General features: G+C 39.0%; 22 protein-coding genes. 13 read left to right on the forward strand and 9 right to left on the reverse strand.

Annotated features, from left to right (window positions below; genetic code table 11):
* Positions 1 to 9 precede the first annotated feature (9 nt).
* The 3 genes from PR809_RS11845 to PR809_RS11855 all read left to right on the forward strand — a co-directional run bounded on the left by PR809_RS11845 (position 10) and on the right by PR809_RS11855 (position 3,067).
* Positions 10 to 828, forward strand: a complete 819-nt coding sequence (locus tag PR809_RS11845) for a purine-nucleoside phosphorylase (protein ID WP_102140569.1) — start codon at positions 10 to 12, stop codon at positions 826 to 828.
* Between the two features lie 68 nt (positions 829 to 896).
* Positions 897 to 1,814, forward strand: a complete 918-nt coding sequence (locus tag PR809_RS11850) for a DMT family transporter (RefSeq protein WP_102140568.1) — start codon at positions 897 to 899, stop codon at positions 1,812 to 1,814.
* Entirely contained in the window at positions 1,811 to 3,067 is a 1,257-nt protein-coding gene (locus PR809_RS11855; RefSeq protein WP_102140567.1) for a nucleoside permease, read from the forward strand. Before PR809_RS11850 ends, PR809_RS11855 begins: the two co-directional genes overlap by 4 nt.
* A 75-nt stretch (positions 3,068 to 3,142) precedes the next feature.
* Here PR809_RS11855 and PR809_RS11860 read toward each other — a convergent pair whose 3' ends face one another.
* The 5 genes from PR809_RS11860 to PR809_RS11880 all read right to left on the reverse strand — a co-directional run bounded on the left by PR809_RS11860 (position 3,143) and on the right by PR809_RS11880 (position 8,094).
* On the reverse strand, positions 3,143 to 3,766 hold the full coding sequence (locus tag PR809_RS11860) for a GntR family transcriptional regulator (RefSeq protein ID WP_102140566.1): 624 nt from the start codon (positions 3,764 to 3,766) through the stop codon (positions 3,143 to 3,145).
* Between the two features lie 161 nt (positions 3,767 to 3,927).
* Entirely contained in the window at positions 3,928 to 4,719 is a 792-nt protein-coding gene (locus PR809_RS11865) for a carbon-nitrogen hydrolase family protein (RefSeq protein WP_102140565.1), read from the reverse strand.
* 9 nt (positions 4,720 to 4,728) lie between these two features.
* Complete coding sequence (locus PR809_RS11870) at positions 4,729 to 5,376, reverse strand: RraA family protein (protein WP_102140564.1); 648 nt, start codon at positions 5,374 to 5,376, stop codon at positions 4,729 to 4,731.
* A 44-nt stretch (positions 5,377 to 5,420) separates the two neighbouring features.
* Positions 5,421 to 6,731 (reverse strand): MFS transporter, encoded by a 1,311-nt coding sequence (locus PR809_RS11875; protein WP_166267150.1) that lies wholly within the window; start codon positions 6,729 to 6,731, stop codon positions 5,421 to 5,423.
* A 499-nt stretch (positions 6,732 to 7,230) separates the two neighbouring features.
* Positions 7,231 to 8,094 carry a YicC/YloC family endoribonuclease gene (locus PR809_RS11880; protein ID WP_166267148.1) on the reverse strand — a complete coding sequence of 288 codons (864 nt, stop codon included), beginning with the start codon at positions 8,092 to 8,094 and terminating at the stop codon, positions 7,231 to 7,233.
* A 123-nt stretch (positions 8,095 to 8,217) separates the two neighbouring features.
* Here PR809_RS11880 and rph point away from each other — a divergent pair, with 123 nt between their 5' ends.
* Both rph and pyrE read left to right on the forward strand, forming a co-directional pair.
* Positions 8,218 to 8,931, forward strand: coding sequence for a ribonuclease PH (rph, locus tag PR809_RS11885; protein ID WP_181489986.1), 714 nt, complete (start codon positions 8,218 to 8,220; stop codon positions 8,929 to 8,931).
* A gap of 112 nt (positions 8,932 to 9,043) precedes the next feature.
* On the forward strand, positions 9,044 to 9,688 hold the full coding sequence (gene pyrE / locus PR809_RS11890) for an orotate phosphoribosyltransferase (RefSeq protein ID WP_166267144.1): 645 nt from the start codon (positions 9,044 to 9,046) through the stop codon (positions 9,686 to 9,688).
* A 50-nt stretch (positions 9,689 to 9,738) separates the two neighbouring features.
* Here pyrE and slmA read toward each other — a convergent pair whose 3' ends face one another.
* The 3 genes from slmA to coaBC form a co-directional block, all read right to left on the reverse strand.
* Entirely contained in the window at positions 9,739 to 10,338 is a 600-nt protein-coding gene (gene slmA, locus PR809_RS11895) for a nucleoid occlusion factor SlmA (RefSeq protein WP_004265112.1), read from the reverse strand.
* 217 nt (positions 10,339 to 10,555) lie between these two features.
* The gene (gene dut, locus PR809_RS11900) at positions 10,556 to 11,011 is read right to left on the reverse strand and encodes a dUTP diphosphatase (protein WP_166267142.1); all 456 of its coding nucleotides are present in this window, start codon (positions 11,009 to 11,011) and stop codon (positions 10,556 to 10,558) included.
* A complete protein-coding gene (gene coaBC, locus PR809_RS11905; protein ID WP_181489985.1) occupies positions 10,998 to 12,209 on the reverse strand; it encodes a bifunctional phosphopantothenoylcysteine decarboxylase/phosphopantothenate--cysteine ligase CoaBC in 1,212 nt (403 codons plus the stop codon). The genes dut and coaBC overlap by 14 nt, the downstream gene beginning before the upstream one ends.
* A 159-nt stretch (positions 12,210 to 12,368) precedes the next feature.
* Between coaBC and radC the strand changes: the two genes are divergently transcribed.
* The 8 genes from radC (at position 12,369) to PR809_RS11945 (ending at position 18,949) form a co-directional block, all read left to right on the forward strand.
* Positions 12,369 to 13,058 (forward strand): RadC family protein, encoded by a 690-nt coding sequence (gene radC, locus PR809_RS11910; RefSeq protein ID WP_375547321.1) that lies wholly within the window; start codon positions 12,369 to 12,371, stop codon positions 13,056 to 13,058.
* Between the two features lie 274 nt (positions 13,059 to 13,332).
* On the forward strand, positions 13,333 to 13,569 hold the full coding sequence (gene rpmB / locus PR809_RS11915; protein WP_004265123.1) for a 50S ribosomal protein L28: 237 nt from the start codon (positions 13,333 to 13,335) through the stop codon (positions 13,567 to 13,569).
* Positions 13,570 to 13,580: 11 nt separating this feature from the next.
* Entirely contained in the window at positions 13,581 to 13,748 is a 168-nt protein-coding gene (rpmG, locus tag PR809_RS11920) for a 50S ribosomal protein L33 (RefSeq protein ID WP_004265124.1), read from the forward strand.
* Positions 13,749 to 13,946: 198 nt separating this feature from the next.
* Entirely contained in the window at positions 13,947 to 15,011 is a 1,065-nt protein-coding gene (gene rfaQ, locus PR809_RS11925) for a lipopolysaccharide core heptosyltransferase RfaQ (RefSeq protein WP_206276221.1), read from the forward strand.
* A gap of 1 nt (position 15,012) precedes the next feature.
* Positions 15,013 to 16,134 carry a glycosyltransferase family 4 protein gene (locus tag PR809_RS11930; protein WP_195697943.1) on the forward strand — a complete coding sequence of 374 codons (1,122 nt, stop codon included), beginning with the start codon at positions 15,013 to 15,015 and terminating at the stop codon, positions 16,132 to 16,134.
* On the forward strand, positions 16,131 to 16,928 hold the full coding sequence (gene rfaP / locus PR809_RS11935) for a lipopolysaccharide core heptose(I) kinase RfaP (RefSeq protein ID WP_206276220.1): 798 nt from the start codon (positions 16,131 to 16,133) through the stop codon (positions 16,926 to 16,928). Before PR809_RS11930 ends, rfaP begins: the two co-directional genes overlap by 4 nt.
* 24 nt (positions 16,929 to 16,952) lie before the next feature.
* On the forward strand, positions 16,953 to 17,957 hold the full coding sequence (locus PR809_RS11940; protein WP_206276219.1) for a glycosyltransferase: 1,005 nt from the start codon (positions 16,953 to 16,955) through the stop codon (positions 17,955 to 17,957).
* 14 nt (positions 17,958 to 17,971) lie between these two features.
* Positions 17,972 to 18,949 carry a glycosyltransferase family 8 protein gene (locus tag PR809_RS11945; RefSeq protein ID WP_181489982.1) on the forward strand — a complete coding sequence of 326 codons (978 nt, stop codon included), beginning with the start codon at positions 17,972 to 17,974 and terminating at the stop codon, positions 18,947 to 18,949.
* 45 nt (positions 18,950 to 18,994) lie between these two features.
* Here PR809_RS11945 and PR809_RS11950 read toward each other — a convergent pair whose 3' ends face one another.
* Positions 18,995 to 20,545 carry a phosphoethanolamine transferase gene (locus PR809_RS11950; protein WP_206277135.1) on the reverse strand — a complete coding sequence of 517 codons (1,551 nt, stop codon included), beginning with the start codon at positions 20,543 to 20,545 and terminating at the stop codon, positions 18,995 to 18,997.
* Positions 20,546 to 20,637: the final 92 nt, after the last annotated feature.

Consider the following 20,637-nt stretch of genomic DNA (forward strand, 5'->3'; position numbering starts at 1 on the left):
GAGACAACCATGCATCATACAAAAGATATTCTAGAAAGCTTGAGCTTTATTCAGTCTCGCACAGGTATTAAACCAACAGTGGGTATTATTTTAGGCTCAGGACTAGGCCCGTTCGCGGATACATTAGAAAATGCCGTCCATATTCCTTATAGTGAAATTCCACATTTTGCCAAATCTGAAGCCGTAGGGCATGCCAATGAATTGGTGATCGGCACTATCGCAGGTAAAAATGTGGTTGCCATGAAAGGCCGTTTTCACTACTACGAAGGCTTTTCCCTTGACCAAGTCACTTTCCCTGTGCGTTTGATGAAAGCATTGGGTGTCGAAAAATTGATTATCACCAACGCCTGCGGTGCAGTAAATACTGACTTCAACCCGGGTGACCTGATGATTATTACCGATCATATTAATTTAACGGCAAATAATCCATTGATGGGGCCAAACAACCCTGAATTAGGTGTTCGTTTCTTAGATGTTAGTGAGGTGTATAACAAAGAATTACGCCAAACAATCAAAGATGTAGCGGCTGAACAAGGTGTCTCGGTTCGTGAAGGTGTTTATGCATGGTGGACTGGCCCAACGTATGAAACCCCTGCTGAAATTCGTATGATCAGAACCTTAGGCGCAGACGCTGTCGGTATGTCTACTGTGCCAGAAGCGCTAGTTGCCCACCATTCACAAATTAAAATCGTCGGTATTTCCTGTTTAACCAATATGGCTTGCGGTATTTTAGAGCAGCCACTTAGCCATGACGAAGTTATTGAAACAGCAGAAAAAGTTAAAGCGACTTTCTTGAAACTAGTGACTGGCGTGATTGCTCGTTTCTAGTTTTATAATTTCTTTTTCTCAAAATAATATAAAGATGTCCATAACGCTAAAGTAAGGTGAATATTGAGATGAAATTTAAAGGTCTGATTTTAGTTTCTTTAGGCGCTTGTAGTTATGGCATTCTTTCAACGCTTGTGGTGTTGGCTTATCGTGCAGGGTATTCCTTGAATGATGTCATCGGTAGCCAGACAGTATTAGGTGCGATTTTACTGTGGTTTTTTGTTGTTACGGGTGCATTGGTTAAAAAAGCGCGTCTAGTATGGCCAACACGCAGGCAAGGCCTATTAATGTTACTCACTGGGACGACAACAGGGTTAACCGGGCTTTTGTATTATGCATCATTGCAGTATTTGTCTCCGGCACTTGGTGTTGTCTTATTTTTGCAATTTACATGGATGGGGGTTGCAATTAACGCATTTATTAGTCGCCAAATACCCCCCGTGATGACCATGGTATCTGTTGTGGTGATATTAATCGGAACAGTATTAGCGACAGGTTTGTTAAATAGTTCCGAGATCGTATTTCACTGGCTTGGTGTGTTATTAGGATTATCTGCAGCGTTATCAAATGCTATTCGTGTTTATGTCAGTGGTGCATTAGCGGTTAAAACAGATCCTATGATGCGTTCTGCAATCATGGTAACAGGAGGCGCAATTTTGACATCAATTGTCGTTCCGCCAACATTCTTACTGAGTGCATCAACGTTTCAATCTCTATTTTTCTCATATGGATTACCTCTGGCTTTCTTTGGTTCTTTCTTTGGCATGTGGATGTTTGCTAAAGGAACCCCGCTGATCGGTACCAGCTTAGCGACCATTGTTAGCTCAATGCAGCTGCCCGTCACGATTTTATTATCCGTGACAGTATTGCAGTTACCCCTTGAATTAATTCAGTTTGTTGGTGTTGCTGTCATCCTCATGGGTGTTGCCATTGCTGAGTTGAAAATAAAAACAAATAAATATAACTCCAAACGGAGCTTTGTATGAACATTAAATCCCGCTTGAAAATCATGCTTTTCCTGCAATATTTTGTTTGGGGAAGTTGGTTAGTCACACTCGGTTCCTACATGATGAAAACATTGAGTTTTTCAGGTGCAGAAGTCGGTATGGTGTATAGCTCAAAGGGTATTGCTGCCATTCTAATGCCCGGGCTTATCGGAATCATTGCAGATAAATATATTCCAGCAAATCGTTTATATATGATTTGCCATTTAATTGGGGCTGCTGCATTGTTTTATGCCGCAACAGTCACGAGTTCAACCGTTATGTTCTGGGTGATGTTAATTAATGCAATGGCCTTTATGCCAACGATTGCGCTTTCAAATAGCATCAGCTATTCATCATTAAGCCAATATCAGCTCGACTCAGTGAGTAACTTCCCACCTATCCGGGTATTTGGTACGGTTGGCTTTATTGTTGCAATGTGGAGTATTAGCTTATTGAAATTTGAGCTAAGTAGTATGCAACTTTATATTGCAGGTGGTAGCTCATTACTTTTAGCGCTTTATTCATTAACTTTGCCAAAAATTGATGTGAATAAAAAAGCAATTTCAAGTAGTTGGATCAGTAAGCTCGGTTTAGACGCTTTAGTGTTATTCAAAAAGCCCATTATGGCAGTGTTTTTCTTATTCGCTATGTTACTTGGCGCGGTTTTACAAATTACCAATACGTTTGGTAACCCATTCTTGCATGACTTCGGTCTGAACCCGTTATACCAAGATAGCTTGGTGGTTCAGTATCCATCGATACTGTTATCGATTTCTCAGATGGCAGAAGTATGTTTTATTTTAGCAATTCCATTTTTCTTGAAACGCTATGGCATTAAAACTGTCATGTTATTAAGCATGTTCGCATGGACACTACGATTTGGCTTCTTTGCATTTGGTGACCCGTCTGCCATCGGGCTGATGTTCTTGATCATGTCGATGATTGTTTATGGCTGCGCATTTGATTTCTTTAATATTTCAGGTTCCATCTTTATTGAAAGAGAAGTGGATACGCGTATGCGCGCGAGTGCCCAGGGCTTATTTATGACGATGGTTAACGGTGTTGGTGCCTATTTCGGTGCGATACTTAGTGGGTTGGTTGTCGACTATTATACGGTGGATGGTATTAAAGATTGGCAAATGATTTGGTTAGTTTTTGCTTCTTATACCGTAGTCTTAGCAATAATTTTCCAATTTACGTTCCATTATCACCACGATAAAGACGCAGCATTGAAAGAAGCCAAATCTAGCTAAGATAAGTCGTTAGAAATAACATTCAATTTAAGGGAAAACCATCAATTTGGTTTTCTCTTTTTTTGGGTTTTAACGCTAAACATAATTACGTTTGCCGCGCAAAATATGCTCAGTTAGCGTTTCTTCCGCAAGGGTAAATTCTTTTGCTTTGAGTTGTTCAATTAATTGCTGATGTTGGCGTGTAGACTCATAATAATATTCATTGCGATAAATAGGGTCAGGCTGAAAATAGACTCGCTGGCGAATATTATCCGCTAAATCTAAGAAAACCGAGTTATCCAGTAATTCCAAGAAGAAACGGTGGAATCGTTCATCTTCTTTTATCCAACCTTGATAGTCATTTCCCTTCAATAATTCATCTTGCCGTTCAATAATAGCCTTTAAGATAGAAAAATGTTCATCAGTTAAATATTCACGAACTAATTTAATTGCATGGGACTCAATTGCTAAGCGTAAATCATAATTATCTCTGGTCTCTTTTAACGATAGTTTCTGAATAAAAACACCTTTACGAGGGATAATTTTGACTAAGCCTTCATTCTGTAATTGATATAAGGCTTCGCGAATTGGAGTACGACTCATACCGAGTTCCTCAACTAAGCTATTTTCAGAGGTATAACTTTCCTCTCCAAATTGCTTACTGAGAATTTTATGTTTAATTGCAGTATAGGCTTGTTGGCTTAGTGGTTTATCTTTCATCAGGATCTTGTGTTAACAATAGAAATTTTAGTGAGTATAGAAAGGAATAGATTGGTATACAAGTAATACACTAGTTTTATATTATTTAGGATGCTGTTAAATTTTGGTGGGTAATTGAACTTAACTTGTTGAATAAACCGGCATCCTTGCCAGTTTCTAGACTAATACAACTCAGGACGTCGGTTTTGCATACAAGGTAATTTCTCTCGTGTCTCTGCGGTATGCTGTGTTGATATTTCAGCAAAAAATAGTGTCTCATCGTAGCCAGCAGATGCGATAGTTACGCCAAGTGCATCACAAACAAGGCTGCGACCAATAAAAATATTACCCGTTTGGTCGCATGCGCAAACAGGGATCGTGTTCTCCAAAGCGCGTGCTTTAACTAATGTTTGGTAATGCTCTTCTTTTAGTGGCCCGCTTACCCATGCTGTGGGAACGAGTATAAGGTCAGCGCCAGCTAAGGTTAGTTTTCGAGCAACTTCAGGGAAACGCAGTTCATAACAGACTAAAACGCCAATTTTGCCAAATTCAGTTTCCACAGGTTTTAATTCATTATTACTTTGAATGATATTAAGGGATTCCTGATATGAAAAGGCATCGTATAGGTGGGTTTTTTGGTAGTGATAGATAAGCTCACCTTGGCGGTTCAACATAATTGTCGTGTTGAATGCTCTTTTCGGCTCATTCGGGGCACTTTCATAAATTCCACAAGTCACATAAATACCGCATTGTTGGGCAGTTTTTGCCAACTGAGAGACAAAAGGGCCATCAACAGCTTCTGCGACATCAGCATAGCTAATACCACTATCTGCTGGAACAAAAGCCATAAACATTTCCGGCAATAGAATGAGGTCGGCACCACCTTGAGCGGCTTTTTGTATAGCTTCGCATGCTTTTTTTAAATTTTGAGCTTTATCTGGACTACTGGCTAGCTGAGCAATTGCAATCTTCATAGAGTCTCCTTATTCAAAAAATTTCGCAGCACCTGAAATTGCCGCTAATGTTTCACCAGCATCAATGCGCTTTTTAACATCAATTTCAGCATGTTGAGCATTAAGGGCTCGTTGGCGATACTCTTGCAGAGTCACTTCATCAGCGACTAAAATGCCATCGCCATCTGCAATGATTAAATTACCAGGATGGATCGTTACGCCGTCTATACTAATCGGCACATTAATTGCGCCTTCAATACCTAAAATTCGCGTTGTTAACGGACTCACTTTACGTGCATAAATAGGAACGCCAATCTCACGTAATGCTTTGATATCGGTGACACAACCATCAATAACCGCGCCGGCAATTTTCTTTGCCCGTGCCATATAAGAAACCATCTCGCCCCAACAAGCGCGATCATAATCCCCTGACATATCGATACAGACAACGTCGCCTTCTTGCACGATGTCGAACACCTTATGTACAGCAGATGAGTCCATATGTGGAATACGTACTGTTACAGCATTACCAATAAATTGGCATTGTTCAATTTGTGGGCGTAATGTTTTGAGAAAACCGAAGTCAGTCATATGTCCGATAGTTGACGGGCAAACATCACGGCAACTTTCGATAATTTCAGGGCTAAAACAGGCAACACGAGGATTTAATGTAAACATAGGGACACCTTTATTTATTGAATATAATGTGCTTTGGGTGAAAATTAGTCAGGGTTAACAGCAGCTGCTAAAGGTTTATCTGGCTGAATAAAAAACCAGCAAATAATCGCTAAACTGATAGGTATCACATTGAAAAGTAAAGCGACGGTCCAACCAAAATGCTGTGCAAGCCAGCCACATAGAATGGGGGAAATAACACCACCGAGATTGCCCCATAAATTCATCCATCCACTGACAGAGCCTGCATATTGGCGGCCCTTATCCGCAGCGATTGCCCAAGAGGTCACAACTGGCAATCCTAGAGAACCGAGTGCGAGGGTGAGCCATGCAACACTTGCAATGGCACTTTCAGTTTGAGCCGCACCGCAAATACCCACGATAAATAGAATAAAACCGGTAATGGCGATATATCCCCTCGCGACTAACTGTGAGTATCCTTTGTTGAGTAACCAATCAGAAATTGAACCTGCAGTGAGTACTGCGATACAAATTGCTAACCAAGGAAAGCTGGCAGCAATACCCATTTCGGTTAATGAGAAGCCACGAGCCTCTTGTAAGTAGGTGGGGAGCCAAATCATAAATAAGGTGGTCATATAGGCGACAAAAAAGTATTGGAAACCAACCGCCCAGAACGGACGTTCTTTCATAAATTTTCGCCAAGGGGCTTTAACATCAGCACCGCCTTGCTCACTAATTGTTCGGCCTCCTTGGATAAACGCAATTTCACTTTGAGAAATTTTAGGATGTTGTTCAGGTTTATTTCTGGCAAAGAAATACCAAACCATACCGATAAGAATACCAATCACACCGAAGATATAGAAAACGGCATGCCACCCGAATGAAATCATAATAAATACGGTAAGGGTAGGGGCAATCACAGGCCCAAAATAGGAACCAGCAAGTAAGAAACTAGCTGCCCGTGCCTTTTCATTTTGGCGAAACCACCATGTATTAAAGACGGCATTTGCAGGGTAGAGCGGCGCTTCTCCAACACCAAATAGGAAGCGTACGATGCATAACCAAATATAGGTAGGGGCAACGACCGTTAATATTGTGAATGCGGACCAAATGTAAAGGCTAATAGTTGCGATAAGCCTGCTACCAAACCGTTCTGCAAGTATGCCGCTTGGAATTTGGGCAAGCGCATAGCCAAGTGAAAATAGCGCACCCAAAAAGCCAAATTGAACTTTGCTCATTCCTAAATCGGTCATCATATGTTCGGCAACAATGGAAATATTTGCGCGGTCCATATATGCAATCAAACCGATAATAAAAAATATTGCTGCTAATCCCCAACGTAAACGCCCTGGTGAGTCTTTTGTTGCTGGTGTTACAACAGAATCATTATGTGACATAGAGTTACCTTTTTATTGGTTTGTCGAGGTAATCAACCTTATTGTATTTATATTGAATTCAACTTGTATACAAGATGGATGTTAATAAGCAGTTATTGTGGTGTCAAAGATCTGTTTTGTTATCTGTGATTGAACTCAAAACATTTGATTGATTTATGAGCGAGATCTTATTTTTGGAAAAAACAGGGAGGAAATTAAATTTACGATTAAAAATCAAGTTTTTATGTGATTTTTGTAGGGGTTGATTTAATCGATATTATTCATTATTTGGAAAAGTATAATTAATACTGTGGCAGTAGTTCATTTTTCTCCTAATACTGCTTGGATAAAAAAATTTTAATATCTTCGAAGGGTTATTGTGGAATATAAGCCCAAAGTTCATGAAAATTGGTACCTATTTCGAGTTAGTTTGAAGATCTTTTCAAAGAGAAAAGCCAAACGATCAATAAGATTACTTCATCGGTTGGCTTCTTTATAGATTAAAACCGTTACAGAGTGATTATTCGATGTTCTGAATTTGTTCTCTCATTTGTTCGATTAATACTTTGAGTTCAACTGCTGAAGTTGTGACTTCGCTATTAATTGATTTTGACGCTAATGTATTTGCTTCACGGTTAAATTCTTGCATCATAAAGTCAAGACGGCGACCAGTCGCCTCTTTTTTCTTCAAGATATTACGTGTTTCTTTAACGTGTGCTTCTAAGCGATCTAACTCTTCTGCAACATCAACACGTTGCGCTAATAAAATAAGCTCTTGCTCTAAGCGGTTGTTATCCACTTGGATTTCAGCCTCTTCTAACTTGTTTTGTAAGCGTTCACGTTGCCATTGTAGAATTTCTGGCATGTGTTGACGTACTTTGGCGACTTCAACTAAGACGCCATCAAGGCGCTGTTCGATGAGTGCATGCAATGAAGCACCCTCAGCTTCACGGCTTTGAATGAAAGCATCAATCGCTTCATCTAAACCCGCCATTAATTGTTCGCTGATGACATCTAAATCTTGTTCGCCAGCTGACATCACTCCAGGCCAACGCAAAATTTCTAATGGGTTGATTTCACCTTCATGGCTGTAATTTTTAACCCAATTCGCTGCACTGATTAACTGGCGTGCTAATTGCTCATTTAGGATTAATTCACCACGATTTGCACCGTCTAACTCAAAGCGTAGACTACACTCCACCTTTCCACGTGTTAAGCGAGAACGCAGGCGCTCACGAATGACGGGCTCAAGGCTTCTAAATTGCTCAGGTAAGCGAATATACGTTTCTAAATAACGTTGGTTTACGGAACGCAGCTCCCAGGCCGCATTCCCCCATTCACCCTTGATATCCCGACGGGCAAAAGCGGTCATACTACGGATCATAATTCGTTCCCATTATCGTAAAAATTTAGGGGATTATAACGCTATGCAGGATGACAGGATAGGCATTATCGCTTGAACAACGTATAATGCGTCCCAATTTGAGTTGATAATGGAGATAACACCATGCGCCCAGCAGATAGACAAGCAGACCAAATGCGCCCGATTACCATCACGCGCAACTATACTAAGCATGCAGAAGGCTCTGTTCTTATTGAGTTTGGCGACACGAAGGTGTTATGTAATGCAACTGTTGAAGAAGGCGTTCCTCGCTTTTTAAAAGGGCAGGGGCAAGGTTGGGTTACCGCGGAATACGGCATGTTACCGCGCGCAACAAACTCACGTAATCAACGTGAAGCTGCGCGAGGCAAACAGACGGGCCGTACGATGGAAATCCAACGGTTAATTGCACGTTCTTTGCGTGCCGCGGTTGACCTTAAAAAATTAGGTGAGTACACAATTACTTTAGACTGTGATGTTATCCAAGCGGATGGCGGCACGCGTACAGCAGCGATTTCTGGTGCATGCGTAGCGCTAGTTGACGCACTGAATAACATGGTTGAGCAAGGTAAAATTGCAAAAAGCCCACTAAAATCAATGGTCGCTGCCGTCTCTGTTGGAATTGTCAATCAAGACGCTCTATGTGACCTTGAATATGTTGAAGATTCTGCGGCTGAAACTGATATGAATGTTGTCATGATGGATGATGGCCGAATGATTGAAGTGCAGGGCACAGCAGAAGGCGAACCATTTAGTCATGAAGAGCTATTGGCCCTACTGGCGTTAGCTAAAACAGGTTTAAATACCATTTTTGAAGCTCAGCGAGAAGCGCTGAAGTAAGTTAATCATTAATTAGGCGGCTGAAAAGTCGCCTTTTTTATGCCTGCTGGTTCATCAATCAATTAGCCAGCCTTGAATATAGATAAATAATCATCAACGAGGAGAATGACCAATGAAAGCCTATCAGCGCGATTTTATCGAACTTGCCATGAAAAAACAGGTACTTAAATTTGGTGAGTTTACGCTGAAATCAGGTCGTAAAAGCCCTTACTTTTTTAATGCAGGGTTATTTAATACAGGGCGTGATCTGGCACTTGTCGGTCGTTTTTATGCACAAGCATTACAAGATAGTGCCATCGAGTGTGATGTCATATTTGGTCCAGCGTATAAAGGGATCCCAATCGCAACGACGACAGCAGTCGCGCTTTCTGAGCACCATGATATCGATATGCCATATTGTTTCAATCGCAAAGAAGCTAAAGACCATGGCGAGGGTGGTATGTTAGTCGGGAGTCCTTTGCAAGGGCGTGTTGTAGTCGTTGATGATGTCATTACTGCAGGAACGGCAATCCGTGAGTCAATGGAAATTATTAAACAACAACAAGCTACGTTGAATGGTGTTCTGCTATGCCTTGACCGCCAAGAAAAAGGGAAAGGTGAAATTTCAGCAGTACAAGAGGTTGAGCGTGACTATGGCTGTAAAGTTTACTCAATTATTACCATGAGCGATTTAATCACTTACCTCTCTGAGCAGGAAGGTATGCAGGAACATTTAGCGGCTATGAAGGCTTACCGTGAACAATACGGAATTGAATAAAAAAAAGCCCTCGCCCAATGATGGGCGGGGTGAGTAGTATAAATAATCGGTTATTGTAACTGAGCTAGAATTAAAGGCCAGCGTGATTCAAATTCGACGGTTGGCCGATAACGAAACTCAGAACGCACAAAACGAGAGAGCATTCCTTCACAAAAGGCTAGTAGCTGAGAAGCAAGTAGTGACTCATCATGAATAAACCCATGGCCATCACGTATTTTTTTCTCTTTTAGCACTTGCCGTAATTGTGATTCTATACGTTCAAATAATTGATTAATACGATCTTGCAGCCTATCTTGCTCAAACATCAGAGCATGGCCGGTCATTATACGCGTTAGCCCAGGGTTTTTCTCGGAAAAACCCAGTATTAGGGCAAGTATTAGTTTAATTCTAATTATCGTATCTTTTTCATCACTTAATATCAGATTAATGCGCGAAACCAACGAGTCTTCAATAAACCCAATGAGGCTATCGAACATTTTCATTTTACTCGGAAAATGACGATACAGCGCAGCCTCTGAAACACCAACCGTAGCAGCAAGTTTTGCTGTTGTGATACGTTGGCTACCATCACTACTTTCTAACATTAACGCAAGAGCCTGTAAAATCTCATCACGCCTGTTACGTTTTTGTGTTGTCGCTTTTTCTGCCATGTCTAATAAGACCCCTGCTAAAACAGCAAAACAAACTATCCAAAATTTTGCTCTTAGTAAAGAGACTTACGAAGCAAAATGGATTTAAACAATATTTAAAATGTAAGTAATGTTGAGCAAGCTTCCTGAAAGAAAATATGCGGCTGATTGTTTTTATTCATAAAGATAGAACCTAATTCAGGTTCTATCTAGCATATTCGTTATCAGGATATTCTATTTATTGACGGCCAGAGTGGCCAAAACCGCCAGCCCCACGCTCTGTTGCGTCAAAATCATTAACAATATTAAATTCAGCTTGAACAACTGGGACAAACACCATTTGCGCCATACGTTCACCAGGTTCAACGGTAAACGCTTTGTCACTGCGGTTCCATACAGACACCATGAGTTGGCCTTGGTAATCCGAATCAATGAGACCAACGAGGTTACCAAGTACAACACCATGTTTATGACCTAAACCGGAGCGAGGTAAGATGACAGCAGCAAGACTTTCATCAGCAATGTGAATAGCTAAACCTGTTGGAATAAGCTCTGTTTGACCTGGCGCCAAATCAATTGGTGCATCAATGCATGCACGTAAATCTAAACCAGCAGAACCCGTGGTGGCATAGGCTGGTAGAGGAAATTCATTACCGATACGGCTATCAAGGATTTTTAGGTCAATTTTTTTCATAACGTTGAAGTATCTCGTCAAGTAAATAGTGGCTTAATTCATTTTTATTACAGTGAGGCAAACGGGTATCACCGTTGGCATCAAAAAGATGTAACGCATTGTTATCGCTATTAAATCCGTTATCTGCTAGTGATACATCATTGGCACAAATAAGGTCGAGTTGTTTTTGTTGTCGTTTTTGGCGTGCATATTCTTCCACATTTTGGGTTTCAGCTGCAAACCCAACAACATATGGCCTATTGTGTTTTAGATTTCCAACACTCGCGACGATGTCTGGGTTTTTGATAAGTGTAATCGAAACTTCATCACCTTGTTTTTTTATTTTATTTTCAGCAATGTTTTTTGCTCGATAATCTGCAACTGCTGCGCAACCAATAAAAATATTTTGCGTTGAAATCGTTTTATGGACTTGTTCATACATTTCTAAGCCACTAATGACATCAACCCGGTTAACCCCTTCAGGTGTTCCAATATTTACAGGGCCCGCAATTAAAGTGACTTCTGCTCCACGTTGGCTAGCAGCCTTAGCAATGGCAAAACCCATCTTTCCCGAACTATGGTTACTGATAAAACGAACGGGGTCGAGTGCTTCCCGTGTTGGGCCCGCAGTGATCATTAATTTGATGCCTTGTAAGTCGAGTTTAGGGGTAAAAAACTCACTGGTTAGACGAACAATTTCTAGTGGGTCAATCATGCGACCTGGGCCAATATCACCACAAGCTTGGCTACCTGCGTCTGGCCCCCAAATCATACATTGGCGTTGTTGCAATTTGATTAAATTTTCTTGCGTTGCTTTTGCTCTGTACATTTGCTGGTTCATTGCCGGCACAAGTGCAACTGGCGCTGCGGAAGCAAGACAAACCGTTGTGAGCAAATCATTTGCCATTCCTGCACTGAGGCGAGCAATTAAATCCGCAGTAGCAGGCGCGAGAATAATAATATCCGCCCACTTAGCGAGCTCAATGTGACCCATTGCGGCCTCTGCGGCTGGGTCGAGTAGGTCATCAGAAACAGGGTGCCCTGAAACGGCTTGTAAGGTTAAAGGTGTAATAAAGGCTTTTGCACCGTCAGTCATGACAATGCGCACAACTGCCCCTTTATCGCGCAAACGGCGGGTGAGTTCAGGGATCTTATAAGCGGCAATGCCCCCACTGATACCAATAACTATCTGCTTACCTAATAGTGATAGTTGATTCATTATTTTTATCCAATACGGTCAACATGGGTGGCATATTACCACAGAGAAGCTAGAGGTGGCGCGCTCGATTTTTCGTCACAGTACTATTTTTGCGAAGCGCTACGCAAACCCATATGCGAGGGGTTGTGAATGTTTTTTAGGCTAGATAAAAAAGGTGAAATGGATTTAGGGACAAAGAATATGATGAGTGAACATCTAGACTTACCACCAAGAGAAAAGCTACTTGCATACGGTGCGGCTGCGTTATCTGATGCTGAGCTACTCGCTATTTTTTTGCGTACAGGGAGCCAAGGTGAACCTGTCTTGCAACTTGCGAAGCGTTTAATACAGGAGTTTGGTTCGGTCTATTTGCTTTTACAAGCAGACTACGAAAAACTAAAACAATGTAAAGGAATGGGGAGCTGTAAATTTACCCAATTGCAGGCTGTCAGTGAGTTGGCTCGCCGTTTTTTCTCTGAACAGTTTTTACATGAAGATGTGATGACTGGGCCTGAGCAATTGAAAGCAAAGTTGCTGGATTTATTCGCAGGGCAAGAGCGCGAAGTCTTTGTCGTGATATTTTTAAATAATAAAAATCAGATTATTTGTCATGAGGAATTGTTTAAAGGTACTTTGAACAAAGTTGAAGTTCACCCCAGAGAAATCATTCGCTTTGCCATAAAAATGAATGCAAACGGGATTATACTTGCCCATAATCATCCATCTGGTAACCCAGAACCCAGCACCGCAGATAGGCAGGTGACAGAACGGATCCAGCGTGCTTGCGTTATTATGGGGATTAAACTACTTGACCATTTTGTCGTCGGACACAAGCAATGTGTGTCATTTGTAGAGCGAGGATGGTTATAAAATTATTTTTTTGTCTAAAAAATGACAACTTTCTTTGCGTTGGGCTTGAGTGAAAACGATGTAAAGCGTATACTACGCCACCTTTAAGGATCTTGGGTTTGGCGAGAAGGGCCTATCTCAGTAAATTTTTACGTTTTAGTAAAGTAAATCTTTATTTAGGTATCAACGGTTTTTTCAGTCAATGAAAGTTTGCTGAGATGGGCTCCTAAGCCTGACGAGGCGGCCATACCCAGAACAAAAAAGCTCGAGCTGATTAGATTTTTGGAGAATAGACATGTCACGAGTCTGCCAAGTTACTGGCAAGCGTCCAATGAGCGGCAACAACCGTTCACACGCATTAAACGCGACCAAACGTCGTTTTTTGCCAAACCTGCACTCTCACCGTTTCTGGGTTGAGTCTGAGAAACGTTTCGTAACACTGCGTGTATCTGCTAAAGGTATGCGTGTTATCGATAAAAAGGGTATTGATGCTGTTCTTGCTGAACTGCGTACCCGTGGTGAGAAGTACTAAGGAGCTAAAAAATGGCTAAAGGTATTCGCGAGAAAATCAAGCTAGTCTCTTCTGAAGGTACAGGTCATTTCTATACCACTACGAAGAACAAGCGCACAATGCCAGAAAAACTGGAACTGAAAAAATTCGATCCAGTTGTTCGTAAGCATGTGATCTACAAAGAAGCAAAAATCAAATAATTTTGCTTTCTGCGTTAAAAACTCAGCTTCGGCTGAGTTTTTTTTTATCTAAAATTTGGGTTGTCGCTGATATGTGCATTCGAAGCTATGACCATGATTATGAAAGTAGTAACATAGTAAGTATTCATTGAATTAATAATGATATTTGTTGTCGAATGACTATCGTCTTTTACATATAGACTTGACTAAGAGTGCCTGGTGAAAAAACAGTTTAAAAAAATTCTTGTGATCAAGATGAGGTTTCATGGGGACATGTTGCTGACAACACCTGTTATCAGCTCATTAAAACACCGATATCCTGATGCTGAAATTGATGTTTTACTTTATCAGGATACTATCCCCATTCTCTCTGAAAATGCTGAAATTAACGCGTTATACGGCATATCTGGGAAAAAAAGTGGTGGGCTGAGTAAAGCATGTAATTTTATTAAGTTGCTGCTAAAGCTGCGTAAAAATAAATATGATTTAGTTGTTAATCTAGCAGACCAATGGATGGTGAGTGTATTGGTTCGGGCTATTCCTGCTAGCACAAAAATTTCCCATCAGTTTGCCCATCGAGATTCTAAATATTGGCGTAACAGTTTTACGCATTTGACAGAGCCTGAGGGCGAGCATGTTGTTCTAAATAACTTATCAGTGCTCAAGCCGTTAGAAATAAAAGAACTAAAAACACATCTAACAATGGCTTATTCAGAGCAGGATTGGAAAAATATTGATGAAAGGTTGTTAAGACTGGGGGTTCATAGCAGTTATGTCGTTATTCAACCAACAGCACGCCAAGCTTTTAAGTGTTGGGATAATGAAAAATTTTCAGCCGTCATCGATGCATTGCAATCTCGTGGTTATCAAGTCGTTTTAACTTCGGGGCCGAGTAAAGAAGATTTAGAATGTATCGATGAGATTGCAAATGGTTGCCAAACAAAACCTGTTACTGAACTTGCAGGGAAAACTTCATTTCCTGAGCTAGGCGCATTGATTGCTCATGCCGCTTTATTTATTGGTGTTGATTCTGCACCAATGCACATTGCAGCAGCCGTCAATACACCCATTGTGTGCCTTTTCGGTGCGACAAATCATGTTTTTTGGCGGCCTTGGAGCGATAATAGCGTGCAATTTTGGGCGGGAGACTATGAACCCATGCCGCCGCGAAATGAACTTGATCGCAGTAAAAAATATTTATCTATTGTCCCTGCATCCGATGTAATTAAAGCAACAGAGAAAATGTTGCCGATGAATATTCGCTCTATGATGACAAGGTATTAACATGAATTTGGCATTTTGCTTATATAAATACTTTCCGTTTGGTGGGTTACAACGGGATTTTCTACGTATTGCAACCGAATGCCAATCACGTGGGCATCACGTACGTGTCTATACCCAATCATGGGAAGGTGATAAGCCGGATGGTTTTGAAATTATTATCGTGCCGGTGACATCGAAGACGAATCACGGACGCAATGCACAATATTATGACTGGGTGTTGGCGCATTTAAAGCAGCATCCTGTTGAGCGGGTAATTGGCTTCAATAAAATGCCAGGCCTGGATGTGTATTATGCAGCAGATGTCTGCTATGCCCAGAAAGTCGCTGAAGAAAAAGGTTTTTTTTATAAGCTGACACCTCGCTATAAACATTATGCCGAATTTGAAAAAGCCGTTTTTGCTGTGGGGAAACCGACACAGTTATTAATGTTAACGCCACATCAAATTAGTCATTTCAAAAAGCATTATGAAACCGAAAATGAGCGTTTCCATATGCTGCCTCCCGGTATCGCCCAAGATAGAAAGTATGATAAGCAAATTGTAGATGCGAAAAGAGTTTATCGTGAAAAAAATCAAATACCTGAGTCTGCATTTTTAGTATTACAGGTGGGTTCTGACTTCAAACGCAAAGGTGTTGACCGTACGATAAAAGCCATTGCGGCATTGCCCGATGAGATTAAGAAAAACACGTTATTGATGGTAGTTGGCCAAGATAAACCGGCGAAATACCAGCAATTAGCGAAAACGTTGGGCATCGGTTCGCAAGTTTCTTTCTTTAGCGGCCGTAATGATATTGCAGAATTAATGGCTGCAGCCGATATATTAATGCACCCGGCTTATCAAGAAGCGGCAGGTATTGTGTTATTAGAAGCGATTACTGCAGGTTTACCGATTATTGTCACAGAAGTGTGTGGATATGCTTCATTTATTAGCCAAGCTCAATGCGGTATTGTGATAAGCGAACCCTTTGAACAAACGGTTTTAAATTTGGCATTAGTCGATAGCTTAAAGAATTCGGTTCAATTAGCGCAATGGGCAAGTAATGCGCGACATTTTGCGGATACAGAAGATTTGTATAGTTTACCAGAAAAAGCCGCAGATATTATTTTAGGGGGAAACAAATGATTGACTTAAAAACCCCTTTTAATGAATTGTGGAAAAACAAAGATCCTTTTATCGAGACAGATAAGTTACAAGGTGAAGTTTTTCGTGCGTTAGAGACGCGTAAAACGCTGCGTTTTGAACTTGAAGGGCGCAGCTATTTTATAAAAATTCATTATGGGACTACACTGAAAGAAGTCCTTAAAAACTTATTATCTTTTCGGTTGCCTGTATTAGGGGCGGATAGAGAGTGGAATGCTATTCATCGACTTACTCAAGTGGGAGTTGATACTATGAATGGCCGAGCTTTTGGGCAAAAAGGGATTAACCCTCTTCGTCGCCACTCCTTTATTATTACTGAAGATTTAACCCCGACGGTGAGTTTAGAAGATTATTGTGCGAATTGGCTAGATAACCCGCCAACGTTTAGTACTAAACAAATGATTATTCGTCGAGTCGCGCAGATGGTGCGTAAAATGCACGCGGCTGGTATTAACCATCGTGATTGTTATATTTGCCATTTTTTACTGCATTTGCCATTTGCGGGAAATGAAGAACAGCTAAAAATATCGGTTATTGATTTGCACAGAGCACAACTCAGAAATTCTGTTCCAACTCGCTGGCGAAATAAAGACTTAATTGGTTTATATTATTCATCATTAAATATTGGGCTCACTCAGCGTGATATTTTTCGTTTTATGAAGTTTTATTTTGGCTTATCCTTGCAGAAGATTTTAAAGCAAGAGCAAAATTTTATCGAGAAAGTTAGTCGTAAGGCTGAAAAAATTAGGCTCAGAACAGAAAAGCGTGGATTGTAGGAAATTGAATCTCGAGAGATGGCTATGAAAATTGAATTTAATGGGATGATAAAAGAAGCAATATTCCTTGGGCATGAGGGTGAGTATATACCTAATGACATTAATATTGCGTATGGTATCGATACAAACTTTTTATATGGCTGCGGAATTTCAATAGTTTCCATTTTAACCCAAAACCCAGATAAAAAATTTAATTTTCATGTGTTTATTGATGATTCTATGAATCATCAGAATATAGAGCGATTTCGAGAGATTTGTTTAACCTATAACACGAAGATTACTTTGTATTATATTGATGCAAAAAATCTCAATAAATTACCAACGACCAAAAATTGGACTCATGCAATTTATTTTCGGTTTATTATCGCCGAGTATTTTAAAAATAAAATTAACTATTTACTGTATTTAGACGCGGATATAATTTGTCATAATAAAATTAATGAGCTGGTTTCTCTAACATTAAGTGAAGAAGTTGCAGCTGTCGTAGCTGAACGAGATGAAAAATGGTGGATAAACCGAGCTAATTCTCTAGATACTCTCGCAATTTCGGAGGGCTATTTTAATAGTGGTGTCATGTATATAAACCTATTAAACTGGCAAAAACAACAAATCACTGAAAAATCAATTGATTTATTAATGGATGAAAATTTAGCTGTTAAACTCAGTTATCCTGATCAGGATGTACTCAATATCTTACTCATGGGAAAGGTGATTTATCTCCAAGGTATTTTTAATACTCAGTTTAGCTTGAATTATGAGTTAAAGGATAATTTTGTTTATCCTGTGAATGAAAATACTGTTTTTATTCATTATGTTGGTCCAACAAAACCATGGCATGAGTGGGCATCTTACTCATCTGCAGAACCATTTCATAGAGCAAGACGAGTATCACCATGGAGTCAGGTTCCTTTAATGGTTCCTAGTAATAGCAATTATTTACGTTATTGTGCTAAGCATCAAATAAACCAAAGAAAATATATGAAAGGTTTTATTTCATATATTCAATACTTCATTAGTAAAATAAAGTGATAATAGGTGGTTACGTGGATTTAATAAAAGAAAAGATAGAGCTAGGGAAAAACAAAATAGAAGCGGATCTAAATATCGCTTATGGTGTAGATAAAGGGTTTTTGTTTGGCTCTGGGATATCCATGAACTCTATTATTATAAATAATAGAAATATCAATTTAAAGTTTCATTTGTTTACAGATTTTATTGATGATGACTTTTTAATGAAGCTTGCAAAGTTAGCTTCAAATGAAAAGGTAAGTATTGATGTATATGTTTTGAATTCAGAAGAGCTAAAAAAGCTTCCTACATCCCACGTATGGTCTTATGCTACATATTTTAGATTTTTTATTTTTGACCATTTGTGTAAGGTAATTCCGTCGATTCTTTATTTAGACGCTGATGTATTTTGTAAGGGAAGCTTAGTAGACTATACTCATATTGTTTTTCAAGGTGAGTATGCGGCAGTAATTCCTGATGTTCCTAGTATGCAAGAGTCTTGTGAGTCAAGATTAAAAATCACAAGCCTAAAAAATAAATATTTTAATGCTGGCGTGATTTTTTTAAACCTAAAAAAGTGGGATGCCAATCAGTTCACAAAAAAGGCATTTAAATTAATTACAGAAAATCATACAGGAAAACCGTTAAAATATTTAGATCAAGATGCACTCAATATTTTATTTGATTGTAATAATATTTATTTATCAAGAGATTACAACTGTATATATACATTAAAGAATGAATTAGAAAAAATTAACTATAAAGATTTCATTAAACCTTCAACTAAGCTAATTCACTATACTGGGGCGACTAAGCCTTGGCATTACTGGGGAACAGAATATCCTTCTAGTGAAACATTCAAGATTGCTTTTGATACTTCTCCATGGCGAGATTGCCAGTTAGTGCAGGCGAAGAAAAAACCAGAATATCAAGAAAGGTATAAACACGAGTTTCATCAACGTAAATTTATTAGCGGTATAAAAAGCTTATTTGAATATAAAAGATTTAAATAACTAAAGGCCAGGGGTTTTATACCCCCTGGCCTTTAATTTTAGATATCATTTTCCTCGAATATCAATTGCATCATCATTATCTTGACGTAATCCCTTATATTGCTCTATAGGATCATATTTTTCATCATCTTTTAATGATGAAAATAGGCTGTAATTTTCTTTCAATTTAGCATTGTTAATACCTAACCAGTTAGCTAATCCCTCAGTAAAAAATAATCCTGATTTTTTCGATTTAATATAATTTCTATCTTTATCATCTGAGGATATTTTAATTAGAGGAATGTTTAATATCTTCGTAGATGACTTACTCAAGCTCATTTTTAGCTTATTATCAACAAGATTATGGGACAATCCATGGTCTGCAAAATAGAGGATAGAGAAAGTACGGTTATTTTTATTTTCTTGGCTTTTCAGTGTATCATATATTTTGCTAATTAATTGATCTGTTTTTTCAATACTGGCAACATAGCAAGAAATATTGGTATACTTATCATCCTCTGTTAAGTATTTATTTTCAAAATCTTCAATACGAGCACATGTATCAGGGTGAGAACCATACAAATGAATAACGAAAAGTCGTTTTTGATTTTTCGATACCGTTGTATTTAACTCTTTTTTAAAAATATCGAGTAATTCAAAATCACTTGAATTACTCGAATTATAAGCTCCAATTTTCATAAATCTTTTGAGGGAGCTTCTCGCTGCAATAAAACTAACAGGTGTGTCATATTCTCCAATAAAACCTTGATTTGACAGCCAGTATGTTTTAAAACCTGCAGACTCAGCTAAATCAATAAAATTTAGGCCATAGTTTGGTGTCCACTCAGCTATATTAGGAAGTGTTAACATAAGACGTAATGAAGAAATCGTATTTGTACCTGGAGCGGTTAAACCATCAACAATAGTCCCATTTGTATGAGATAAGAATGGTGTGTTATTTATTGGATACCCATAAATCCCCATATAATCACGTCTTACACTTTCACCAACAATTAATATGTAATCATCATAAAGTTTTTCATCATTTCTAAGTGTAGACACACCCCAATTACTTTTTTGGGTATAAGGACTAAGTGTTTCGAGTTCTTTTTGTAAACTATTAATTGATTGATAACCTTCATTAAATATTCTAAAAGGAACTTGGTCTATTAAAGCTATAATTATTAAACATATAATTAATGATTTGTTTTTATAAAACTGTATTTTTTTAGAATTAGTTATTTTTCTAAATAAAATAAAACCACCAATAATAACTAGAATAGAGAGGTAATTTTTTAATGGGATCTGAGTAAAGAACTCTGCAGTTTCTAATGCATCAGTAGCAATTAAAGATGCAAGGTATTGATAGGTAGGAGTTCCAAATGTAAGCCCGATAGGGGTATACAATGCATATATTGCCACTATTATCGAACCGATTACCCAATAGGCTTTTTGAGATGAGCTTAATATGATAAAAAAGAGGCAGACTAGTGTAATATCTCGAACACTAGGGTGAGAAATACCTGAACCTTTTAGCATCATTTTAGAAAAAATAATCAAAATAGCTAATGCTAATATGCTGAATAGTATTTTTTTGATATCAATTTTTTTTGTCATAGCTATGTGTCTAAGGCCTATAAGATAACAATTAATTTTATATAAGGTTATGGTTTTATTTGTAATGATTTAGTATAGTTTAGCTGTTATAA

Source organism: Providencia sp. PROV201, assembly GCF_028479545.1.
In the GTDB taxonomy this organism is placed as follows: domain Bacteria; phylum Pseudomonadota; class Gammaproteobacteria; order Enterobacterales; family Enterobacteriaceae; genus Providencia; species Providencia huaxiensis.

Excerpts from the sequence above, each read along its gene's own strand:
- PR809_RS11845 (WP_102140569.1), top strand. The coding sequence starts at position 10 with ATGCATCATACAAAAGATATTCTAGAAAGCTTGAGCTTTATTCAGTCT.
- PR809_RS11850 (WP_102140568.1), top strand. The coding sequence starts at position 897 with ATGAAATTTAAAGGTCTGATTTTAGTTTCTTTAGGCGCTTGTAGTTAT.
- PR809_RS11855 (WP_102140567.1), top strand. The coding sequence starts at position 1,811 with ATGAACATTAAATCCCGCTTGAAAATCATGCTTTTCCTGCAATATTTT.
- PR809_RS11860 (WP_102140566.1), bottom strand. The coding sequence starts at position 3,766 with ATGAAAGATAAACCACTAAGCCAACAAGCCTATACTGCAATTAAACAT.
- PR809_RS11865 (WP_102140565.1), bottom strand. The coding sequence starts at position 4,719 with ATGAAGATTGCAATTGCTCAGCTAGCCAGTAGTCCAGATAAAGCTCAA.
- PR809_RS11870 (WP_102140564.1), bottom strand. The coding sequence starts at position 5,376 with ATGTTTACATTAAATCCTCGTGTTGCCTGTTTTAGCCCTGAAATTATC.
- PR809_RS11875 (WP_166267150.1), bottom strand. The coding sequence starts at position 6,731 with ATGTCACATAATGATTCTGTTGTAACACCAGCAACAAAAGACTCACCA.
- PR809_RS11880 (WP_166267148.1), bottom strand. The coding sequence starts at position 8,094 with ATGATCCGTAGTATGACCGCTTTTGCCCGTCGGGATATCAAGGGTGAA.
- rph (WP_181489986.1), top strand. The coding sequence starts at position 8,218 with ATGCGCCCAGCAGATAGACAAGCAGACCAAATGCGCCCGATTACCATC.
- pyrE (WP_166267144.1), top strand. The coding sequence starts at position 9,044 with ATGAAAGCCTATCAGCGCGATTTTATCGAACTTGCCATGAAAAAACAG.
- slmA (WP_004265112.1), bottom strand. The coding sequence starts at position 10,338 with ATGGCAGAAAAAGCGACAACACAAAAACGTAACAGGCGTGATGAGATT.
- dut (WP_166267142.1), bottom strand. The coding sequence starts at position 11,011 with ATGAAAAAAATTGACCTAAAAATCCTTGATAGCCGTATCGGTAATGAA.
- coaBC (WP_181489985.1), bottom strand. The coding sequence starts at position 12,209 with ATGAATCAACTATCACTATTAGGTAAGCAGATAGTTATTGGTATCAGT.
- radC (WP_375547321.1), top strand. The coding sequence starts at position 12,369 with ATGGATTTAGGGACAAAGAATATGATGAGTGAACATCTAGACTTACCA.
- rpmB (WP_004265123.1), top strand. The coding sequence starts at position 13,333 with ATGTCACGAGTCTGCCAAGTTACTGGCAAGCGTCCAATGAGCGGCAAC.
- rpmG (WP_004265124.1), top strand. The coding sequence starts at position 13,581 with ATGGCTAAAGGTATTCGCGAGAAAATCAAGCTAGTCTCTTCTGAAGGT.
- PR809_RS11930 (WP_195697943.1), top strand. The coding sequence starts at position 15,013 with ATGAATTTGGCATTTTGCTTATATAAATACTTTCCGTTTGGTGGGTTA.
- rfaP (WP_206276220.1), top strand. The coding sequence starts at position 16,131 with ATGATTGACTTAAAAACCCCTTTTAATGAATTGTGGAAAAACAAAGAT.
- PR809_RS11940 (WP_206276219.1), top strand. The coding sequence starts at position 16,953 with ATGAAAATTGAATTTAATGGGATGATAAAAGAAGCAATATTCCTTGGG.
- PR809_RS11950 (WP_206277135.1), bottom strand. The coding sequence starts at position 20,545 with ATGACAAAAAAAATTGATATCAAAAAAATACTATTCAGCATATTAGCA.